15 protein-coding genes are annotated in these 19481 nt (G+C 48.9%); 5 read left to right on the forward strand and 10 right to left on the reverse strand.

The window, feature by feature from the left end; all coding sequences use genetic code 11:
- Positions 1–56: 56 nt before the first annotated feature.
- The gene (locus tag KPC83_RS05960) at positions 57–371 is read right to left on the reverse strand and encodes an STAS domain-containing protein (protein ID WP_216278346.1); all 315 of its coding nucleotides are present in this window, start codon (positions 369–371) and stop codon (positions 57–59) included.
- Between the two features lie 258 nt (positions 372–629).
- Positions 630–1940, reverse strand: a complete 1311-nt coding sequence (locus KPC83_RS05965) for a PLP-dependent aminotransferase family protein (protein ID WP_216278347.1) — start codon at positions 1938–1940, stop codon at positions 630–632.
- A 237-nt stretch (positions 1941–2177) separates the two neighbouring features.
- Between KPC83_RS05965 and KPC83_RS05970 the strand changes: the two genes are divergently transcribed.
- A complete protein-coding gene (locus tag KPC83_RS05970; RefSeq protein WP_216278348.1) occupies positions 2178–2432 on the forward strand; it encodes a hypothetical protein in 255 nt (84 codons plus the stop codon).
- 44 nt (positions 2433–2476) lie between these two features.
- On the forward strand, positions 2477–2878 hold the full coding sequence (locus KPC83_RS05975) for a hypothetical protein (protein WP_216278349.1): 402 nt from the start codon (positions 2477–2479) through the stop codon (positions 2876–2878).
- Between the two features lie 97 nt (positions 2879–2975).
- Here the strand turns inward: KPC83_RS05975 and nhaA are convergent, their stop codons facing one another.
- The 3 genes from nhaA to KPC83_RS05990 form a co-directional block, all read right to left on the reverse strand.
- Positions 2976–4349 (reverse strand): Na+/H+ antiporter NhaA, encoded by a 1374-nt coding sequence (nhaA, locus tag KPC83_RS05980; protein ID WP_216278350.1) that lies wholly within the window; start codon positions 4347–4349, stop codon positions 2976–2978.
- 178 nt (positions 4350–4527) lie between these two features.
- Positions 4528–5469 carry a DHHA2 domain-containing protein gene (locus tag KPC83_RS05985; protein WP_216278351.1) on the reverse strand — a complete coding sequence of 314 codons (942 nt, stop codon included), beginning with the start codon at positions 5467–5469 and terminating at the stop codon, positions 4528–4530.
- Positions 5470–5644: 175 nt separating this feature from the next.
- Entirely contained in the window at positions 5645–7810 is a 2166-nt protein-coding gene (locus KPC83_RS05990; RefSeq protein WP_216278352.1) for a C69 family dipeptidase, read from the reverse strand.
- 723 nt (positions 7811–8533) lie between these two features.
- Between KPC83_RS05990 and KPC83_RS05995 the strand changes: the two genes are divergently transcribed.
- Positions 8534–9487 (forward strand): type I phosphomannose isomerase catalytic subunit, encoded by a 954-nt coding sequence (locus KPC83_RS05995; protein WP_216278353.1) that lies wholly within the window; start codon positions 8534–8536, stop codon positions 9485–9487.
- Positions 9488–9715: 228 nt separating this feature from the next.
- On the opposite strand, the gene KPC83_RS06000 is transcribed toward KPC83_RS05995, so the two are convergent.
- The 5 genes from KPC83_RS06000 to KPC83_RS06020 all read right to left on the reverse strand — a co-directional run bounded on the left by KPC83_RS06000 (position 9716) and on the right by KPC83_RS06020 (position 17126).
- The gene (locus KPC83_RS06000; RefSeq protein WP_216278354.1) at positions 9716–10105 is read right to left on the reverse strand and encodes a hypothetical protein; all 390 of its coding nucleotides are present in this window, start codon (positions 10103–10105) and stop codon (positions 9716–9718) included.
- A gap of 410 nt (positions 10106–10515) precedes the next feature.
- Complete coding sequence (locus KPC83_RS06005; RefSeq protein WP_216278355.1) at positions 10516–11067, reverse strand: PTS glucose transporter subunit IIA; 552 nt, start codon at positions 11065–11067, stop codon at positions 10516–10518.
- Positions 11068–11312: 245 nt separating this feature from the next.
- Entirely contained in the window at positions 11313–12641 is a 1329-nt protein-coding gene (brnQ, locus tag KPC83_RS06010) for a branched-chain amino acid transport system II carrier protein (RefSeq protein WP_216278356.1), read from the reverse strand.
- Positions 12642–12673: 32 nt separating this feature from the next.
- Positions 12674–15334, reverse strand: coding sequence for an ATP-dependent helicase (locus KPC83_RS06015; RefSeq protein WP_216278357.1), 2661 nt, complete (start codon positions 15332–15334; stop codon positions 12674–12676).
- A 532-nt stretch (positions 15335–15866) separates the two neighbouring features.
- Positions 15867–17126 (reverse strand): uracil-xanthine permease family protein, encoded by a 1260-nt coding sequence (locus KPC83_RS06020; RefSeq protein ID WP_216278358.1) that lies wholly within the window; start codon positions 17124–17126, stop codon positions 15867–15869.
- Between the two features lie 238 nt (positions 17127–17364).
- Here KPC83_RS06020 and deoD point away from each other — a divergent pair, with 238 nt between their 5' ends.
- Positions 17365–18102 (forward strand): purine-nucleoside phosphorylase, encoded by a 738-nt coding sequence (gene deoD, locus KPC83_RS06025; RefSeq protein WP_216278359.1) that lies wholly within the window; start codon positions 17365–17367, stop codon positions 18100–18102.
- 204 nt (positions 18103–18306) lie between these two features.
- On the forward strand, positions 18307–19380 hold the full coding sequence (locus tag KPC83_RS06030; RefSeq protein WP_216278360.1) for a BMP family protein: 1074 nt from the start codon (positions 18307–18309) through the stop codon (positions 19378–19380).
- Positions 19381–19481 lie beyond the last annotated feature (101 nt).

The following is a 19481-nucleotide window of genomic DNA, read 5'->3' on the forward strand; positions in this document are numbered from 1 at the left end:
TTTGCCCATTATAACCCGCTTCGCGCATCACTGCGCCCAAGCGAACAAGGCAGCCTCTACTCTGCTGAAATGCCAATCTCATCAGCGACACCAAGCAATTGAGCAACACGCGCTACATTGGCCTGCGCATGAACAATTGCGAAGCCCCGCGCACGCTCCTCAGCGTGATGAGCTGCGCCCACCAACACACCAATACCAGTTGAATCGATATAGCTCACACCTGAAAAATTAAGCTCAACACGGTCGGTTGGCTGCTCAAGCGCTAGGTTAATAGCATTGCGCAGCTGGTCGGCATTAGAAATATCAATTTCGCCTGAAACGACGATGCCATAGGTCTCAGGCGACGGTGTAGTTTGAATTGACAGCTCCATCAAGTTCCTCCATACCACGTACTATCCACGTTGTTATGTGCGCTCCATTGTACCGATGCACACAAGAGTACCTAAGCAAACCTCCCTATCATCATGAAAGGGACAGCAGAATAAATGCCGCCTGCCTTGAAAAAGAACCACACAGTTGCGCGGTAACTCATACGGTCAAACAGATATACCTAAGGCAGTCGCACATATTCGCGCATATGTAAAACAGCTTTGCTTGCCCGTTAAGGCTCGTGGGCAACCAAGCGAACCCTATGCAATACCGCGCTCCTGAGCTGCAAGTTCAGCACCTACCACATGTGTTGCAAGCACAAGCACCTCAAGTGCTGCCCGTAAATCTTCAAGTGAGGGATAGCTTGGAGCAATGCGAATATTGCAATCTGCGAAATCTTGTCCAGCCGGAAACGTTGCACCGGCAGGCGTTAAGGTAACCCCTAATTCCTTGGCTAAGGCAACAATGCGCCGCGCTGACCCCACAGGACCGTTAAAGCTCACAAAATAGCCACCACGCGGATGCGTCCACGTTGCTAAGCCAGTATTGCTCAAGCCCTCTGACAGCATGGTTTCAACCAGCTCAAAGCGCGGACGCAAAAGCGCGGCGTGTTGAGCCATATGTTCCCGCAGCGCTGCAGATGTAGGCAAAAAGCGCGTATGCCGAAGCTGATTGAGTTTATCGGCACTGATTAAGCCCGCCTTCATATACGCCGAAAACTCTGCAATAAGCTCATGGGATGCTCCCACAAAAGCAATACCCGAACCAGGAAAGCTTATCTTTGATGTAGATGCAAAGGCTACCACACGCTCCTCATGACCTGCAGCACGCGCCAGCTCAAAGATGTTTGCCAGCTCATCACCCGTATCGTAGAGGTCGTGAACACAGTAGGCGTTATCCCAAAGAATTTTGAAATCGGGGGCCGCTGTCTTCATGCTCACCAAGCGACGAACAACCTCGTCGCTATAGGTAATACCAGTTGGGTTTGAATACTTGGGAACACACCAAATGGCTTTAATGGAATCATCTGTAGCAACCAGCCGCTCAACCACATCCATGTCAGGACCTGTTTCTGTCATGGGAACCACTATGTTGAGCATACCTAGGTTTTCTGAAATGCCAAAGTGGCGGTCGTATCCAGGAACCGGGCAAAGCACTTGCGGCAAAACACCGTCATGCGCGGCGCTATAACTACCCCATGGTTCAGCCCCACCGGTGCCGCAGTGCCAAAACATCGCCAAAATATCATGCTCAATTAAAAGACTTGATGAACCCAGCACAAGGCACTGCTCAGCCGAGCAGCCTAGAAGCTCAGCGCCAAGAGCGCGGGCAGAAGGAATCCCCTCAAAGCAGCCGTAGTTGGCGCAATCAATACCCTCGTCAAATAAATCTGCATCACTGCCTAATATGCTAAGCATAGGACGCGATAAATCAACCTGAGCAGGAGAAGGTTTGCCACGCGCCATATCAAGCGCCAAATGACGAGCCCTCATTTCATCAGCCTGGCAGCTCAAGCGCTCACGTGCCACACGAAGTTCGTCATCGGTCATCTGTTGATATATGTTTGACACCGGTTTTCCTTTCTACCATGCCCTAGAACACATCTCAGGCGCAGCATGAAGCTGCCAGAAGCATATGCAAGAACAGGCGTGCGCCTTGTTGTGCATAGTGTAAGTCTATATGTGCTACACCAAACAACATACGCCCAAACTTGTCCTGCTTTCCCTTTGCAGGAGTATAGCCCTCCGCTGTTTCAAAAGCGCAGCATGCTATATTGAATGGAGAAACTACAAGTTAAGGATGACTCAATGGAGCAATTTGCCTTTCAATCCGAAGCCTTTGGCGAGCTGCAGCGCTTGGTTGATAGCCTTTATACCGGACATGACCAAGTTGACCGGCTTGATGTTATGGTGCAAGCGGAAATCCTCGACTTACCCGATGACCTGCTTGAAATCGTAAGTTTACTTCCGCCGGGAAACTATGAACGAAGCCGCATGTGTGACCAGCTTAATTCGGCATTAGCGGCACACGGCTGGGGCAACCTATACGGAACCGTAGAGTAGAACAGGGCTGACCCATGACATACGGCAATTATTCACAGAACAACGTGCAACGAAAACACGAAGCAATTAAAGCTGCTGACGAGGCGCTTATACATCTCAAGCGTTGTTTTGATGCTCTTAAATCAGCAAAAAAATGGGGCTTGTTTGATATATTTGCAGGCGGCATGATGAGCTCATATATCAAGCACCAACGCCTTAGGGCAGCCAATAGAGAATTTGAGCAAGCACGCGGAGCTGTTCAACGTTTTATGCATGAAGCTACGGAGATGCAGAATATCACCGCGCTTGACCTTGACCTTGATGGGCTTATCAGCGGCATCGACATCTTTTTAGACAATGTCTTTGTAGATGTGTATGTGCAAAGCAAAATCAATGAGTCTATGCGACGCATGGGTAGAGGCATTACGCAAATTGAAGAACTCAAAGAACGACTCGAAAAAGCATAGTTAAGCCCGGTGCACCCAAAAGACCAACACGACAGTTCTCTAGCAATGGACACAGCATCTTCAAGCTGGTAGCCCATCACCCGCTTCAAGTGCGCTGCTAAGCCCCCTTGTCATCCAGAGCATGTCCTGCGCGTGCAACGGCAACACGCATAATTAACAAGCCTGCAAGCGCCGCCGTAACCGAACCCGCTAAAATAGCTGCTTTAGCAGCAAGAATCTCATGAGGCTCACCGGCAAAGGCAAGACCTGCAATTAAGATTGACATGGTAAAACCAATTCCGCCAAGTACCCCGACCCCGGCAATATGCGCAAGGCTCACGCGTTCAGGCAACTCAGCAAGCTTTGTCGTTACCATAATGGCAGTAACACTAAAAATACCAAGCGGCTTACCCAGCAACATGCCCAGATAAACTCCAATGGAGATAGGGTCTATGGCCAGTGCCAACAGCGGCTCATCAACCAAGCGTACCTGTGCATTTACAAAGGCAAAGATAGGTAAAATAATGAAGTTAACCGGTGTTGCAATCGCGCGCTCCAGACGAATCAACGGCGGCGATACACGGTGAATGGTGCGTTCAAGCTCAACAGCCGTTGCCGTAAACTCATGCTGACCAAGAACGTGCGCGTCCTCGTCATAGTTGTCTTCCAGCTCAGGCAAGGCAGCATCCTCTAGCCATGTTGTAAGCCGCGATAAGCGCAAACCCGTACCTGAGGGCACGCAAAACGCCAAGATAACACCTGCAAGGGTTGCATGTACGCCCGATTGAAACAGGCAAAACCACAGAACTAGACCCAGTACCATATAAGGCGCAAGTCGTACGTGTTCCGTATGGTTAAGCGCCCACAGCACCAAGGTAGTAGCCGCAGCGGCACCCAGCCACAAAAAATCGGGACTTGAGCCATAAAACAGGGCAATAACCACAATGGCAAGCAGGTCATCTGCAATGGCAAGCGTGCTAAAAAACACACGTACACCAGCAGGAACTCGATTGCCTAGCAGCGATAGAACCCCTAATGCAAAGGCAATATCGGTTGCCATAGGAATAGCCCAGCCATGTATAGCACCGCTTTTGTTGAGCACTGCATAGATGGCAGCCGGCGCAACTACGCCTCCAACAGCTGCCAGCATGGGCAAGAGAGCCTGCTTGGGCTGGCGCAGCTCACCAACCGTCATCTCAAACTTAAGCTCAATACCTACCAACAAAAAGAAAATCGCCATAAGAAAGTCGTTTACAAAAACCTCAAGTGGCATGGTCAATGTAAGCGTGCCTATGTTCACGCCAAACGGCATCATAAGCAGCTGATGCACCAGCTCAAACGCATCAGAATTAGCAACTATCACCGCAGCTACAGCCGCGAGCACCATAACAGCTGCAGCGATGGTACCGTTATCGGTAATCTCCTCATACATGCTTTTGCGCCGCAGACGCTTTTGTTGTTTGTTGGTATATACAAGCTCAATGTTTTCCATATCACCTTCCCGGCACACGGCCTTACTGCTATACAACACAGCCCGCGCATTACACGGGCTGTGTCTTATACGATACTAGCCTGATTGGCTGCTACTTCATGCCTCTTTGTGCGGCAGGCCCCTATGCAGCAAACAACTCACGTACATACATAGGCGCCAACATTTCAAGAGGGATTGCTTACTGTGCTACCGCCAAAATTGGAGCTGCAACCTGCTTCTTGCGCGACAAAACGCCTGGCATCCAAACGCCCTCAGGCTCATCAGTAATGCCCAGACCCTCCTGTGCTGCCTGAGTATCACCGCAGAGCAACACCTGAGAGCCCTCTTCCAAAATATCGGTAATCAGCAGAACCACACCAGCAGCCTGTTTTTCTTGGCGATATGCTTCCATCGCCTCACGAATCTCTGCAAGTTGTTCAAGCGCAGCGGCACCATCGACCGTCTCATACTGGCCAATATACAAATCTGCACCGTTAACGGGGAAGCATTTAATATCACGACGCACCATTTGCTCAGGCGTAAAATCACCCGACCCACGGCTCTTAAAAATCTCTTTTCCATATTCAACAGGGTCAACCCCAAGTTGCTTGCCGTGACGCTCTGCAAACTTGCGATCAACATCAGTGGTTGTTGGGCTTTTAAGCATAACAGTATCGGTCATCATGGCTGCAAGCAAGCATGCCGCCTGAGCATCAGTTGGGGTAATGCCATATGCGTCAAAGAGATACGAGATGACCGTGCAGCTTGACCCCCACGGCAACACCACCATAAAGGGTGGCTGAGCAGTTTCAAAATCGCCAACGCGGTGATGATCAACAAGACCCAACAGCTGAGCATGCTCACGTCCTGGAACTGACTGACCACTCTCATTATGGTCAGTTAGATAAAGCTTAACCGGCTCTTCGCCCTCTGCTGGGGGCTCAATCTTCTCAAGCAACTGAGGCTCTTCAATGCCCCACTTTTCGAGCACAAGCTGAGTCTCACGAGGAAGCGGTCCCAAACGACACGGAACATAGGTATTTCCGTCGTTGAGCTGATTTTTGAGCTGCGCAAACATAACAGCCGACATAATAGCGTCGTTATCTGGGTTTTGGTGTCCGGTTACGAGGATGGTACTCATAAAACTCCTCACAGTTTTTTAACTCACAGATAGCTGTATCCTAGCACGATTTTTACCCGCTCAAGCCTTTACCAGACGAAGAGTGCATGCTTTATGCAAGAAAAACGGGCACCCGCTTGGATGCCCGTTTCTTTGTTGCATATTGTATTGCTGCAAGCTACTACAAACAGATTACTTAACGCTTCTTACGACGGTTCATCACGACGCCAGAACCAGCAGCCACAACGCCAAGAGCAGCTACGATGCTTACGGCACCAGCAACAAAGTCGCCCGTCTTAGGTAGCATAGTTTTAGCTTTATTTGGCATCGTCTTATGAGACATATTGCCTGGCTTTTTCTCGTCCACTACCTTTTTCTTGGGAGTTACACCAGGCTCCTTCTCAGGATTGGGAGTCTCAATTGCTTCTTTCTCTGAAACAGTAACTGTTGCCGTTTCAGAAACTGCTGTTAAGCCAGTAGCAGAGGTAGCAACAACGTAGTAGCTGCGAGTTCCTGCCATCGACGTATCAATAGGCAACATTGCACTCATTGAACCAGCGATTGCGCGATCGTTGTTATTTGCGGCACGCTCACCAGTATTCTCAGCAGCACCAACCTCATACCATTGATACCTAACCGTAGAATCGGCACCTTCAACGCCCTCAAGCACCACAGCGTGAGCCATTAGAGGCTGCGCAGCATCGCCAAGCTTGTAGTTTGCCGAAGCAGGCTGCATAGTAAAGCTCGGCTCAACAAAGTGACCAGCGTAGTTAAGCGGCGTGCGAAGCATACCGTCTTCACCCAAATCGCTTGCCTTAAACTTCTGTGAGAAGTCACCAGCATTGATATACGCACGAATCTCGTTCAAAAGACCCTTTGCCTTGGCATACAGCGCCTCAGTTGCCTCGTCAAAAAGACGATTTGCAAGTGCACTACGCTTTTCAGGGGCGGTATTTTTCATAATACCGTCTACAACATTGTGCTGCGCAATAATCGAGCGCTGAACAGCGTCCAGATAGGCACGAGCACCTTCAGCCACGGTACCACGGTTGTTGTATGCAAGCGTATTGATGTCCATAAAGACATAGTCGAGAATCTTACCCGGCTCATCCTTCATAGCCTCGGTAACACTATCGTCATCCCCCATGTGAGCGGAGTCGATGGTGTTCCATGCGGGGAAGTACTCCTCAGGAACCTCGGTTAACAGCGCTGAATAAATGGGAAAATACACACTAAACTCGCAGCGAGACAGTGCCTGCCACTGAACAATAGCAATGTCTTGCGGTTGACCCTTGCGAATCTCAAACAAATGAGCTTCAGTTGTGCGATTGTTACCAATGGCGTAGAGGTACGCATTGAGGTTTGCGTTGAGATTTGGCGTTTGCTCTCCGCGGGCGCAAAGTGCGCGCAGTGCCTTAAAGGTGTCAATCTTGTCGCCGCTCGGCTTAAAGGTAAGCTGAGGATTAGCAACGGAGCTTACCTCACCATTAGCGCTAACCGTATAGTCGGTACCCTCTTTGAGCACGTCACCAAAATAGGCATGACCCTGAACATAGCGCGTCCACTGCGCTGAACCTGGGTCTTCTAAACCATAGCTTGCAAAGATATTAGGGGTATCGTCTTCATATTTAACCAAGAAGCCATGTTCTTGAGCAAGCTTTACGAGGTTTTCCGAGTGAATACAGGCATTCTCATCGTCAAGGTTTACCTTGTACTGAAGACGGCCAATGTTGGGGTTTACCGATACTACATCGCTTGCCATTTTGATAGCAAACCACTGGTGACCAGAAACCTGTGAAAACAGCCACGTCTCATTGGCATCTGCAATAATGACCATGTTTTGATCAAATGAGCCGTGCTCGTCAATAATCTTGCCGAGCTTACGCACACCATCGCGTGCGTTATCGGCTACTGAGAGCACATAGTCACCCATGTTGTACTCACCAATACCGGTTGCAACATTAGGGTCAGCTGCTTTTGCTCGCTCATTATAGTCAAGCGTCAAGGTGCCTGAAACGGCTACACCCTTTTCGTTGATACCTGCCTCAGAATAGACACGTGATGCCGCTTCATCATCTTCTGCATCCCACTCCGATGGCAGGTCGCGAAGATAGGTGTAGCGATATGACGTGCCGGGTAGCGTGTACTCAAAGCCCTCAACCGTGTCACCATTTTCAAACGAACGGAACACTTTGTTTTCCATGCGCTCCTGAATGCCGAAGCCTTTTACATAGCGCGGTTTCCAGTCTTCAGCGCGCCCCACATAGGTGGAACCATTAGCCGTGAGATCTGAACCCACATAAACCTGGGTACAGGCCAAGGCGTTCAACGGTGCCGCCATAATGAGCGACGCCGCAAGCATGCCCCCCCCTGCTACCCTTCGTACAAAATTACGTACTTTCATCTCGCCTTCCCTTCAACGAGTCGGTCAGCGCTCCCCTAGGCGCTCTGGCACTCTTCATAGTACGCAGTAACCATACAAGATTATACAAAATGCATAGCTTTCTTGGTGGACGGTAGCTTTTAGAAGGTGAACGGAAACAAAGCGGATTTTTTCTAATTTCTCAGCGGCTTATGTACTCTATTTTTAGCATAATATGCATATTATATTCATATTTTTTTGTGAATATGTAAAATTAGAGTGCTGTAAATTTATTCAAAAATCTGCCTGGTTTTATGCACTATTTAATAATTCAGTATTCATGTATTCCCTTAATCTGGCATTCTTTATTCAAGTAAAGCAATTGAAACTTTATGATTTGAAATGAGTTTTTCTGTGTACGAAAGCCATCTTGTTTAGCGTGGAAAAGTGTATCATGCACATTTATACATGTGCTTGTTATATTGCGTTATGCAATTAGCTGAGTGAGTTTATATCGCTCTGCGTGACAATAATTTCGGCACCAAATAACAGCAACGCGGGTGTTACTTGGTTAGCACGCCGCGCACGGGCATGCGCCGTATCTGTTTCTTGTACCACAATTGAGAGAAACAGATACGACCTAGGTGCTGAGCTGTCTATACTTACGTGCTTACAGACTTGGCATTATGCGCAGGCAGCCTAAGTTATCTCAAGGAGGTTTAGATGGTGCAGCCGACGGCTCAGACCGCACTAATTTCATGCGCGCCTGTATTTCATGAAATGATTTGGGGCGGTCGAAACCTTGCAGATTCCTTTGGCTACGACATTCCTGATGGCGCCATCGGTGAATGCTGGGCAATTTCTGCACATCCCCATGGTGACTGTCGCGTCATAGGTGGCGCGTTTGACGGCATGCTCCTCTCTGAACTCTGGAGGGACTATCGCGAACAACTATTTACTGGCTGTAATGCACCTGAGTTTCCGCTCCTCGTTAAAATCATTGATGCCGAGCAAGATTTATCTATTCAGGTTCACCCCGATGATGCCTATGCTGCCCAACATGAACATGGCAGCCTTGGAAAGCGTGAATGCTGGTATATCCTTGATTGCGCTGATGATGCAACTATTATTGTTGGTCAGCATGCCTGCTCACGTGAAGCCTTTGAACGCCAAGCTAAAGCGGGAAATTGGAAATCGCTGCTCAACGAAATACCCATTCATCCTGGTGATTTTTTTCAGATTGACCCAGGTACGGTACATGCCATTAAGGCCGGTACCCTCATTTTAGAAACACAGCAGTCAAGCGATATTACCTATCGGGTGTATGACTATGACCGTCTTGGTGCTGACGGAAAACCTCGTAAGTTGCATGTGGCACAAAGCCTTGAGGTTATTGCGTATCATCGCCCAGCACCTACCGCAGGACTTTCATTTGCCAAGGCAGCGGCAGGTGTAGCTGAGCTTGAGTCAAATGAGAACTACACCGTGCAGCTTTTGCGTGTTTCTAGCAAGTTAGAGATTGAGCAAACGCACCCCTTTATGTGTCTTTCGGTTATTGCCGGGCGTGGTCAAATAAACGAGCGAACCGTACAAAAAGGTGACCATCTTATAGCGCCTGCGCATGTTGGCACCCTAAACTTTGCAGGAGAGATAGACATTATCGCCAGTTTTGTATAACGCTACTCAGAGTCAGGGTTTTGCAGTAGCTGTGGACATATGCCGGCACTTGAGCAATTGCCGAGAAACCGGCTTATGAGACAGAGCAAAAAGAATCCGTGTGCCAGCATTGCTAACACACGGAAATAAATACAGTGCGCAGAGGAATCGAATGCTAGATTTTAGCTGCTTGTTTGTACACAAAGCTTCCTATGCATATACGGCCTTTCTCCAAGCGAACAAAATGCCTTACTGTCCTGCTTTTAGTTGGACAATATCTGATGTCCAGCCCTCACCTTCCACGTAGTATGTAATTCCAAATACATAACCATCAGGTGTAAGGTCAGCGCGATGCCTCCATACCAAGTGCGATACTCCATGACCGGTCTTTTGTTGATACACAGAATCAACGCTATACATTTGCTTTGTCTCACTGTCCCATGTATAGCGCACATGCAAAACATTACCGTGCTTAAAGCTTATATCGGTTTCAGATTGTATTGCCGTCTTCCCTGTTGGACCAGGTAAATATTGAGCTGTAGAGGGAGCGCCACCAGCAAATACCAAAGTACATGTGCAGCCGAGAAGTGTCACTGCCACCATAAGACCAGCTGCCATTTGCTTTACCCTTTTATTCATGTCAATCACACTCCTATAATTCAAGCAACTAATTTACTTTTATTTTATATCGGCATACAACGTTCTTGTACTAGAATTCCAGCCAGCTCCTTCCTTATAATACTCAACTGTAAACATATAGAACTTAACCAACGCAACTTATATTGTTATCTTGAGCATCGGATATCCCTCCTCCCACAAATACACTAGCCTTGTTTAAAAGCATACTAAAATCTATAAAAACCTATGATGATTTTCTTTTTTCTGTAAAAATGAGTATTTATAGTATAAAAATGCATATCACGTCACTATACATAAAAACGCCCTGCTGATACAAACAGGGCGTTTATACTTTATTGAGCTATATTAAAGCTGTGCAGCTCAAAAGCCTAAATATTGTGAACGAATGAATATTATTTTATAGCAATTCGTTACATGTCTTTAATATCATTTTGATATACTGAAAGCACTGTTGTGCCTGCAGTAACATGCGTCTCTGGGTTAGCCACCAAGGCAACATCAGCATAATTAGCTGAATTTGATACAAGCATCACGACACAATCTGGATGACCTGCTGCCTCAATTTTTATACGATCCATACGAATAAGCGCCTGACCTGCAACTACCGTATCTCCCTGATGTACAAATCCAGTAAAGCCATCGCCGTTCATGCTTACCGTATCTATACCAATATGCACCAGCACCTCAACGCCCTCATGATTGGTAATGCCAACCGCATGACCCATAACTACCGTGACAGTACCGCTCACCGGCGCATATACAACATCATCATCAGGCCACACCGCACAACCTTTTCCAAGCACCTCAGCTGAAAATACCGGGTCTGGCACCTCGGCAAGCTTGACCAACCGACCACATACCGGAGCAGCAAGTTCAAATGCCCCCGGCTCACATGTCACAGGCTCAGGTACACTTGGCTGTGTATTGGTATTTTTCTTTTTGAATACATCAAATAAACCCATAGTCTCATTCCTTTGCATGTAAGTAGCTTTACTACTCAACTTGTCACGTCTGAGCGTTCAGTATTGTAGCGCAAGCACGTAGTACCTGAAAACAAAACCGGAGCCATTCAGCCCCGATTTGTATAAATTATTAACAATCCCTCCGCTTATTCAACACTCCCACAAGCTAGCAAGCAAATACCCTGCGAGAGCCTGAATAAAGCCCTGTCTTGTTATCTTGAACAACAAAAACAAGCCGGCGAAAGCTAAGCAAGCTGCTGCTTTTTTGAGGTACGCCTTAATACGTTAACACTTATGCAAAGCACGGCAGCAAGCACCGCTGGCAATACCCACTCAAGACCCACATCAACCAAAGGCAGCATATCAAAAGGAATCCACAGCTCAGAGGCTAGAGCACTGCGTAGACTCATACTCACACTTACCACAGTCACAACACCAATAACGACAGGCCATAGATATGCCACCCGATCGGCAAAGCGATGAAATAATCCCATAACCACCAAGGTGATTGACACCGGATACAGAGCGTTTAACAGCGGAACTGAGAACTTCAAAATGGTATCAAGACCAAAGTTAGAAACTACGCATGAGAAAATTGCAAAGCCAGCTGCCCAAGCAAGGTATTTTGTGCGCGGAAATTCCTCCTGAAAATAGCTTCCACAGCAGCTAATTAAACCAATGCACACATTCAAACATGCCAGCAAGAAGATTGCCGCTGCAATAGCAACACCCACCTGCCCAAAATGCATTTGCGCAGATGTGCTGAGCACCGTAGCACCATTAGTTGCATCAGGAATAACAGTTGAGAGTTGAACACCGGTAAAGGCAAATCCACAGTAAATAAGCCCAATGATGATACCCGCAACAGCACCTGCACGCGAGATTTCACGCGCCACGGCACTCGGCTCAGTCACGCCTAAAGCACGGATATTAGTTGCAATAACAATGCCAAAGGTCAATGATGCCAGCAAATCCATGGTCTCATAGCCCTTGAGAAAACCCTGTGCAAGCGGCGCTTGATTATAGGGAGCTTGAGCTGCCCCAACAGACTCAACAGGGTCAAACACTGCCGCCATAGTTACCGCAATGATAAGCAATATTAAAGCCGGTCCTGTAATGTGACCCAAAAGCTTTGTTAAGCGCCCCGGACGAAGCGCAAGCAAAAATGCAACAGCAAAAAAGAGCAACGAGAATACCAAACGCGCTGTTTCAAGCGGCACATTTGCTGGTAGTAGTGGTGCCAACATCTCAAACGAAGTTGATGACGTGCGGGGAATGGCGAGGCACGGACCTATTGACAAATAAATCGCTGCAACAAACAGACGTCCGTAGACGGGATGTACGCGATCGGTAAGGGCACGCGCGGTACCTGCCAGAGCCACAACCACAATGCCCAAAATAGGAAGCCCAATACCAGTGAGTAAAAAGCCGCCGAGCGCCGGAATAATATCGGTGCCTGCCTGTAATCCCAATAACGGAGGCAAAATAAGGTTACCTGCTCCGAAAAACATCGAAAACAGTGTTACGCCTACTGTTGCTGCCTGTGCATAAGACAGCTTGCCGCTACCCACCATGTCACTTCCTTTCGTGGTCGCTGGTTAATAGCTCACAAGTCTAACCGAACAATAGGTGCGAAACCTTTCAGTAACTTTTTAACGGCTCCCGATTTTTCAAATTGCACTTCGAGCATGTCTCCATCAACTGAAATAACGGTTCCAGGACCAAATGTTTTGTGGCTGATGCGGTCTCCCACCTGAAAGACCTCACGCGCCTTTGCCGGGTCTGGGCGGTGAGGAGCAGCAGTACGCAAAACCTGCGTACTATCAGCGCCAAAGCTTTGAGTACGTTGGTCACCAAAACGCGCCGCAGCACGTCCCGCATCAGGCGAAATACCACGATGTCGCTGTGCACCGCCAGCAGAGCGCGTATACGACCCAAAGATATTGCCGCCATACTCTGACGACGTGCCTGAACCAAAGGTTCCCCGCCTGTCACCGCGCTTTTCCCAGCCCACGCCTGCAAAACCCGACGAACCCACACCGGTTACGGTAATATCTGCCTCAGGTATTTCGTTAACAAAGCGCGAACGCGGATTAGCCTGCGTAGACCCATAGGTTCGACGCGTGGCAGCATAGGTTAAAAACAAGCGTTGGCGAGCGCGGGTAATAGCCACATATGCAAGGCGGCGCTCTTCCTCAAGCTTGCCGGGTTCATCAGCTGCTGCAAAGGTAGGGACATGAGGGAAAATGCCTTCTTCCATGCCTGCCACAAAGACTGCCGGAAACTCCAAGCCCTTAGATGAGTGCACGGTCATCATTGTAATAGCTGAGCTACCTCCTGCCAGCGTGTCAAGGTCGGAGCGCAAGGCCAGCCACTCCATGAGCGCTGGTAGGGCGGCGCAGGCAAGAGGGCCATAGATACGCTCAGTCAATGCGGGGTCTTGCGCAGTTTGCAAAGCAGTACTTGCACGATTCGACGCGGCGTCTGAGGTAGCAGGCGATGTGTTAGCAGCCCGCTCCGTGGAATGAGCCTTAATAAAAGATGCGCTAGATAACCCAGCCGCCCCTTGTTCAACTCCTTGTGCAGCAGCAATGTTTTGAGTGGCAGCAACCGGTTCTAGCATCTCTTCTGGAATATCAGCAAGACCTGCTGCCTTAAGCTCAGCCAAGCTTTCAAGCGTCCCCTCAATATCGTCATGCGTTTCTTCAAACTCAGCGGCAACTCCCATAAATTCTTGGATATTCTCCATGCGACCCTCGGCCTCCATGGTGCCCTCGGCTCTGAGTGCCGATAATAAACCACTTGCGTTGATGATAGCCTCAACCACGTCTTTAAGCTCGCCATCCATCCGACGACCAGCGCGGACAATTTCAACGAAGTTGGCAAGCGCATGTCTAACTTTTGCGCTAAAGGTGCCTACCTCGGCAGTTGCAATCTCGCATGCTTGGAAAAAGCTACAGCGATTTTGCTGTGCCAGAATTTCGAGCTTTGCCACAGATGTGGAACCAATTCCGCGGCGAGGCGTGTTGATAACACGCTTCACGCTCATCTCATCGGCCGGGTTAACCACCATCTTAAGGTACGCCATGACATCGCGTATCTCAGCACGGTCAAAGAATCGCGTGCCGCCCACAATTTTGTACGGCACGCCTGCACGCAAAAACATATCTTCTAAAATACGCGATTGCGCATTCGTGCGATAAAACACCGCAATGTCATCGTAGCTCATGCCAGTATCGTGCAGTTTGTCAATCTCGCCTGCAATCCAGCGGCCTTCGTCCCGCTCGTCTGAGGCTTGAAATGCTTGTATTTTTTCGCCGTCTCCTGCTGCGGTGAAAAGTCGCTTATCTTTGCGCTGTGAATTATGGCGCACCACCGCGTTTGCCGCCGATAAAATATGCCCGGTACTGCGATAGTTTTGCTCAAGCTTGATAACTTTTGCCTCAGGGAAATCCTGCTCAAAGTCAAGGATATTTGAGATGTCAGCACCACGCCAGCTGTAAATTGACTGGTCGTCGTCACCCACGACCATGAGATTGTGATACTTATCTGCCAGCAAATTAGCAATCAAGTATTGCACGCGGTTGGTGTCCTGATATTCGTCAACGCTGATATAGTGAAAACGCTCCTGATATTTTTCAAGCACCTCAGGACGCGAACGCAAGAGCTCAAGCGTGCGAACAAGAAGGTCATCAAAATCCATGGCATTCGCTGCCCTAAGACGGCGTTCAAGCGTAGAGTAGATACGAGCAACGCTTGCCATTTTGGGATTGTCCTGCGCCTGTGCCAAAAACTCATCGGGACCAACCATGCCATTTTTAGCTGTTGAGATAACTGAGCGAACCATGTTAATGGGGCACTGCTTTTGGTCAATCTCAAGCGCCTGCATAATGTCGCGAATAAGACGGCGCGAATCGTCATCGTCGTAGATACTAAACTGACTGGTATAGCCAAGCAGGTCGGCATCTTCACGGAGCATGCGCACGCACATAGCGTGAAAGGTGCAAACCCACATACCCCGAGTACCTTGCACAAGAAGCTGGGAGAGACGCTCGCGCATTTCGGCAGCAGCTTTGTTGGTAAAGGTGATGGCAAGGATACGCCACGGTGCAATATCAAGGTCGGCAACCATGTGTGCAATGCGATGCGTGAGGACGCGCGTCTTTCCCGAACCGGCACCTGCCAAAACCAGCAAGGGACCATCGGTAGTTACTACCGCTTCTTTTTGCTCAGGGTTAAGTGTATCGAGGTCAAAAGCTGACGCCATTCTCTCTCCTACTTTGCAGTGTGGACATACGTATAGAGCGGTCTCACAGTATACCGAGGCATCTGGACATCACGTTATTTGTTCATATTTTTGCTATGGGTAATGGCAGGCGAATTTATTCTTGCTGTGCGTTTGCCTCTCAAGTAACTGGATGCATTTCGCGATTACTATCAGCTTGAAGTTGGGTTTTGACAGAAACGGGCAATATGGCAGTAAAACGTGACAAAAACGGGCAATCTGGCAATAAACCCCCTAGAGTAGGAAATAGTGTGAACCGTCTACCTGCAGTTTCGTAAAATAACGAATAACCCACGGGGGTTCTACACTACCAAATTGCCCGTTTCTGTCAAAAGACTTGAACGAGCGCTCCTAGCAGATTGAGAGGACAAGCTCGGCGTTCAGCAACAACCGATTATCGGCAATAATTATCAACAATAAAAAAGCCCGCATATAAGCGGGCTTTTGGATACTTTCACGTCAAGCACTATCTGCCGTATGAGGTTTATAACAAGCAGCTACGTATAACTCAGAGCTATTTACCCTTCGCAGGTAGAATCAGGTTCAGCACAATACCCACCAACGTTGAGGTTGCCATACCTGGCAGCGTGTAGTCGCCAATTGGAATGGCAATGCCTGCTGTTTCCATACCAACACCCAAAATAATAACCACTGAGGCAATCATCAAATTGCGATTCTGGTCAAAATCTACACCATTGCTTACCAGCATGCGCAAACCATTGCTTGCGATCAAACCAAAGAGCAACAAGCATACGCCGCCCATAACCGGTGAGGGAATTGACTGCACCAACGCCGCCAACTTGGGGCAAAAACCGCCCACAATCAGTGCAAAGCCTGCTGCATACCAGAAAATCTGTGTGGAATACACGCGCGTCACGCTCATAACACCGATATTCTCAGCATAGGTAGTGGTTGGAGGACCGCCTACAAATCCAGAAATCATCGTTGATAAGCCATCGCCTGTGAGTGAGCGCGGCAGCAAGTCGCGATAATCTTTACCAACAATCTCGCCCACTGCCAGCAAATGACCAATATGTTCAATCACGGTAACAACCGCAACCGGCGCAATAAGTGCAATAGCTCCCACGTCAAAGCGCGGGAAACTCAAATGCGGCAAGCCAATCCAAGCGGCCTCTACCACAGGTGCAAAGTCTACAAGCCCCAGAGGAATCGACACAATATAGCCAACCACAATAGAAAGCAGTACCGGAACCGTACCAAAAATGCCGCCCAAGCTCGAAAACACCACTGCAGCAACCAGTGTTACCGCAGCCACCAGCGTTCCTATGCCAAAAAAGACCGACACTCCATTGGCACCAGTTTGCAAAAACGCCATCTTAGCAGCCGTTGCCGATAAGCCTACACCAATAACTACCATGACACTTGCAACCAAGACCGGCGGTAAAATTCGGTCAAGCCAATTAGTTCCCACAAGCTTAATGATGCCTGCAACCACCAAAAATACGGCACCGGCAACAATAACGCCGCTCATGGCGGCGTCTAAACCACGGGACGCACCCACTGCAATAATGGGGCTAATAAAAGCAAACGACGACCCTAAATAACTGGGTATTTTGTTGCCAGTTACCAGCAAATAGCAAATGGTTCCGATACCCGAACATAAAATGGCAACGTTTGGGTCAAGTCCCGTCAAAATGGGAACCAAAACCGTTGAGCCAAACATGCTCATCATGTGCTGAATTCCCAACGGAATTGCACGACCTACGGAAACGCGATCGTCAACACCGATCACTTCGCGCTCATGAGACGCCATGAGTGCCCCCTTTCCTCGAGGTTCACTACAGGCCTATTGGCACAAGCGCACCTTCGCCGCGCCATCGACCCGTACTACTATATCTGAAAACGGCGGCGCGATAAGCACAGGAAACACAAAGTTTTCAAACACAGTTACCGCTTGGCAATATTAATTTCCGTCGGCCGATTTATACAAGACAAAACGCTTGTCATATGATGCTATAAAGATACAAGCACCCTATCGACAAGGAGGCTCCATGTCCGTTCCAACTCCTCATAACGCGGCACGTGTTGGTGATATTGCAAAATGCGTGCTTATGCCAGGCGACCCACTACGCGCTCAGTTTATTGCCGATACCTACTTGAGCGATGTTCGCTGCGTTAATACGGTACGCAACATGCTGGCATTCACCGGCACCTACGAGGGTACCCCCGTCACGGTAATGGGCGGTGGCATGGGAATGCCAAGCATTGGTATCTACTCGTATGAGTTATTCGAGTTCTATAACGTTGATGCCATTATTCGCGTAGGGTCGGCAGGCGGCGTAGATGAGCGCGTTGAGTTGCGCGATGTCATTGTTGGGCTTGGCGCATGCACCGATTCAAACTATGCTGCTCAATACCAGCTACCGGGTACCTTTGCTCCCATAGCAAGTTTTGACCTTGCAGCACAGGCGGTTGAAATTGGTCGCGCCATGCATGCCCCCATCAAAGTTGGTAACGTGCTTTCAAGCGACCACTTCTACCTCGATGACCCCCAATCAACCAAAACCTGGCAGAAGATGGGTGTGCTTGCTGTTGAAATGGAAGCTGCTGCCCTCTACATGAACGCTGCTCGTGCACGCAAACAGGCATTGTGCCTGCTCACCGTATCCGATTTGCCCCTTACCGGAGCCTCACTGCCAGCAGAAGAGCGTCAGGTCAGCTTTACGCAGATGATGGAAATCGCGCTCAAACTGTCAGTTCAAACAACAAGAACGGCAAACGAAGCCTAGGTTTGCTGCAATCTCGGGCAGAACTTATGGCTTGACGCACATCTTGAACCTAAGTAATACGCCTGAAACAAAATCGGCGCAAACTTAAAGCGTTTGTTCTTATTGGTTCTTATCGTGACCACCCATATGGTTGCGATACAGGATATAGTAGAAACGACCTTCAACGAGAAGGCGGTTCAACATCATGCAACAGAAAGGATGAGCATGAACAAGAAGCGGTTTGCTGGCATTACATCTATGGCGCTCGCTGGTACCCTAGCCCTCGCCCTCGTTGGTTGTGGCGGCGCAACCCCTGCTGCTAAAGATGCTGGCAGTGCAGAGGCAACAAAGAGCACCTATAAGGTTGCTATGGTTACCGACATGGGTGGTGTTAACGACCAATCGTTTAACCAGCTAGCTTGGGAAGGTCTCCAGCAGCTTTCAAAGGATACCGGTATCAAGGTAGGCTACACCGAGTCAAAGCAAGAAGCCGACTACGCACCCAACCTCGACAAGGCAACAGACCAGGGCAATGACCTCGTCTGGGGCATTGGTTTTGCCATGAGCAAGGCAATACAGGAGCATGCCAAGAAAAACCCTGACGTACATGTTGCAATTATTGACTCCGCCTATGGCGATGCTGAGCAGCTCGATAACCTCACGGGCGTTACCTTCCGCTCACAAGAGCCTTCCTTTGTTGTAGGTTATATTGCTGCTATGACCTCACAAACCGGTAAAGTTGGTTTTGTAGGCGGCGTTAAGAGCGATGTACTGAATACCTTTGAGTATGGTTATCGCGCCGGTGTAGCATATGCCAATAAAGAAAACGGTAAAAATGTTGAGGTTTCCGTTCAATACCTCGAGACCTTTACCGATGCCGCTAAGGGCAAGGCAGCTGGCCAGAAGCTCTACGCTGATGGTTGCGATGTAATCTTCCAGGCCGCTGGCAACGCTGGCAATGGCGTTATTGAGGCTGCCGTTGATGCCAACAAGCTTGTTATTGGTGTAGACAAAGACCAGCACGCACAGGCTCCTGAAAATGTTTTAACCTCTGCGCTCAAGCGTGTTGACAAGGCCGTTATCGAGGTTTCAGAAATGGCCTCCAAGGGCAAAGAGATTGGTCGCCAAAATATCAACCTCGGCATGGCTGAGGATGCTGCAGGTATCTCTGAGCATCATGAGCTCATGAGTGACGATGTCTATCAAAAGGCACTCGACCTTGTGAAGCAAATTAAAGACGGCAAGATTATGCCCCCAGCTTCTGAAAAAGATTTCAATAGCTATACGGCATCTCTCTAAGCTTTGTGCACAGGCGGGGCGCGGTGATGTACGCGTCCCGCTTGTTTTTATGCGCATGTATGTGCTGTACCAATGCCTTTCGTCTCGCTCTGTTTGAGTAG

The organism is Collinsella sp. zg1085 (assembly GCF_018889955.1).
Lineage (GTDB): Bacteria > Actinomycetota > Coriobacteriia > Coriobacteriales > Coriobacteriaceae > Collinsella.

Bases quoted from the DNA above. Each gene is read 5' to 3' on its own strand.
- nhaA (WP_216278350.1), bottom strand. From the start codon at position 4,349: ATGGAAAACATTGAGCTTGTATATACCAACAAACAACAAAAGCGTCTG.
- KPC83_RS06015 (WP_216278357.1), bottom strand. From the start codon at position 15,334: ATGGCGTCAGCTTTTGACCTCGATACACTTAACCCTGAGCAAAAAGAA.
- deoD (WP_216278359.1), top strand. From the start codon at position 17,365: ATGTCCGTTCCAACTCCTCATAACGCGGCACGTGTTGGTGATATTGCA.
- KPC83_RS06000 (WP_216278354.1), bottom strand. From the start codon at position 10,105: ATGAATAAAAGGGTAAAGCAAATGGCAGCTGGTCTTATGGTGGCAGTG.
- KPC83_RS06020 (WP_216278358.1), bottom strand. From the start codon at position 17,126: ATGGCGTCTCATGAGCGCGAAGTGATCGGTGTTGACGATCGCGTTTCC.
- brnQ (WP_216278356.1), bottom strand. From the start codon at position 12,641: ATGGTGGGTAGCGGCAAGCTGTCTTATGCACAGGCAGCAACAGTAGGC.
- KPC83_RS05985 (WP_216278351.1), bottom strand. From the start codon at position 5,469: ATGAGTACCATCCTCGTAACCGGACACCAAAACCCAGATAACGACGCT.
- KPC83_RS06030 (WP_216278360.1), top strand. From the start codon at position 18,307: ATGAACAAGAAGCGGTTTGCTGGCATTACATCTATGGCGCTCGCTGGT.
- KPC83_RS05995 (WP_216278353.1), top strand. From the start codon at position 8,534: ATGGTGCAGCCGACGGCTCAGACCGCACTAATTTCATGCGCGCCTGTA.
- KPC83_RS06005 (WP_216278355.1), bottom strand. From the start codon at position 11,067: ATGGGTTTATTTGATGTATTCAAAAAGAAAAATACCAATACACAGCCA.
- KPC83_RS05960 (WP_216278346.1), bottom strand. From the start codon at position 371: ATGGAGCTGTCAATTCAAACTACACCGTCGCCTGAGACCTATGGCATC.
- KPC83_RS05990 (WP_216278352.1), bottom strand. From the start codon at position 7,810: ATGCTTGCGGCGTCGCTCATTATGGCGGCACCGTTGAACGCCTTGGCC.
- KPC83_RS05970 (WP_216278348.1), top strand. From the start codon at position 2,178: ATGGAGCAATTTGCCTTTCAATCCGAAGCCTTTGGCGAGCTGCAGCGC.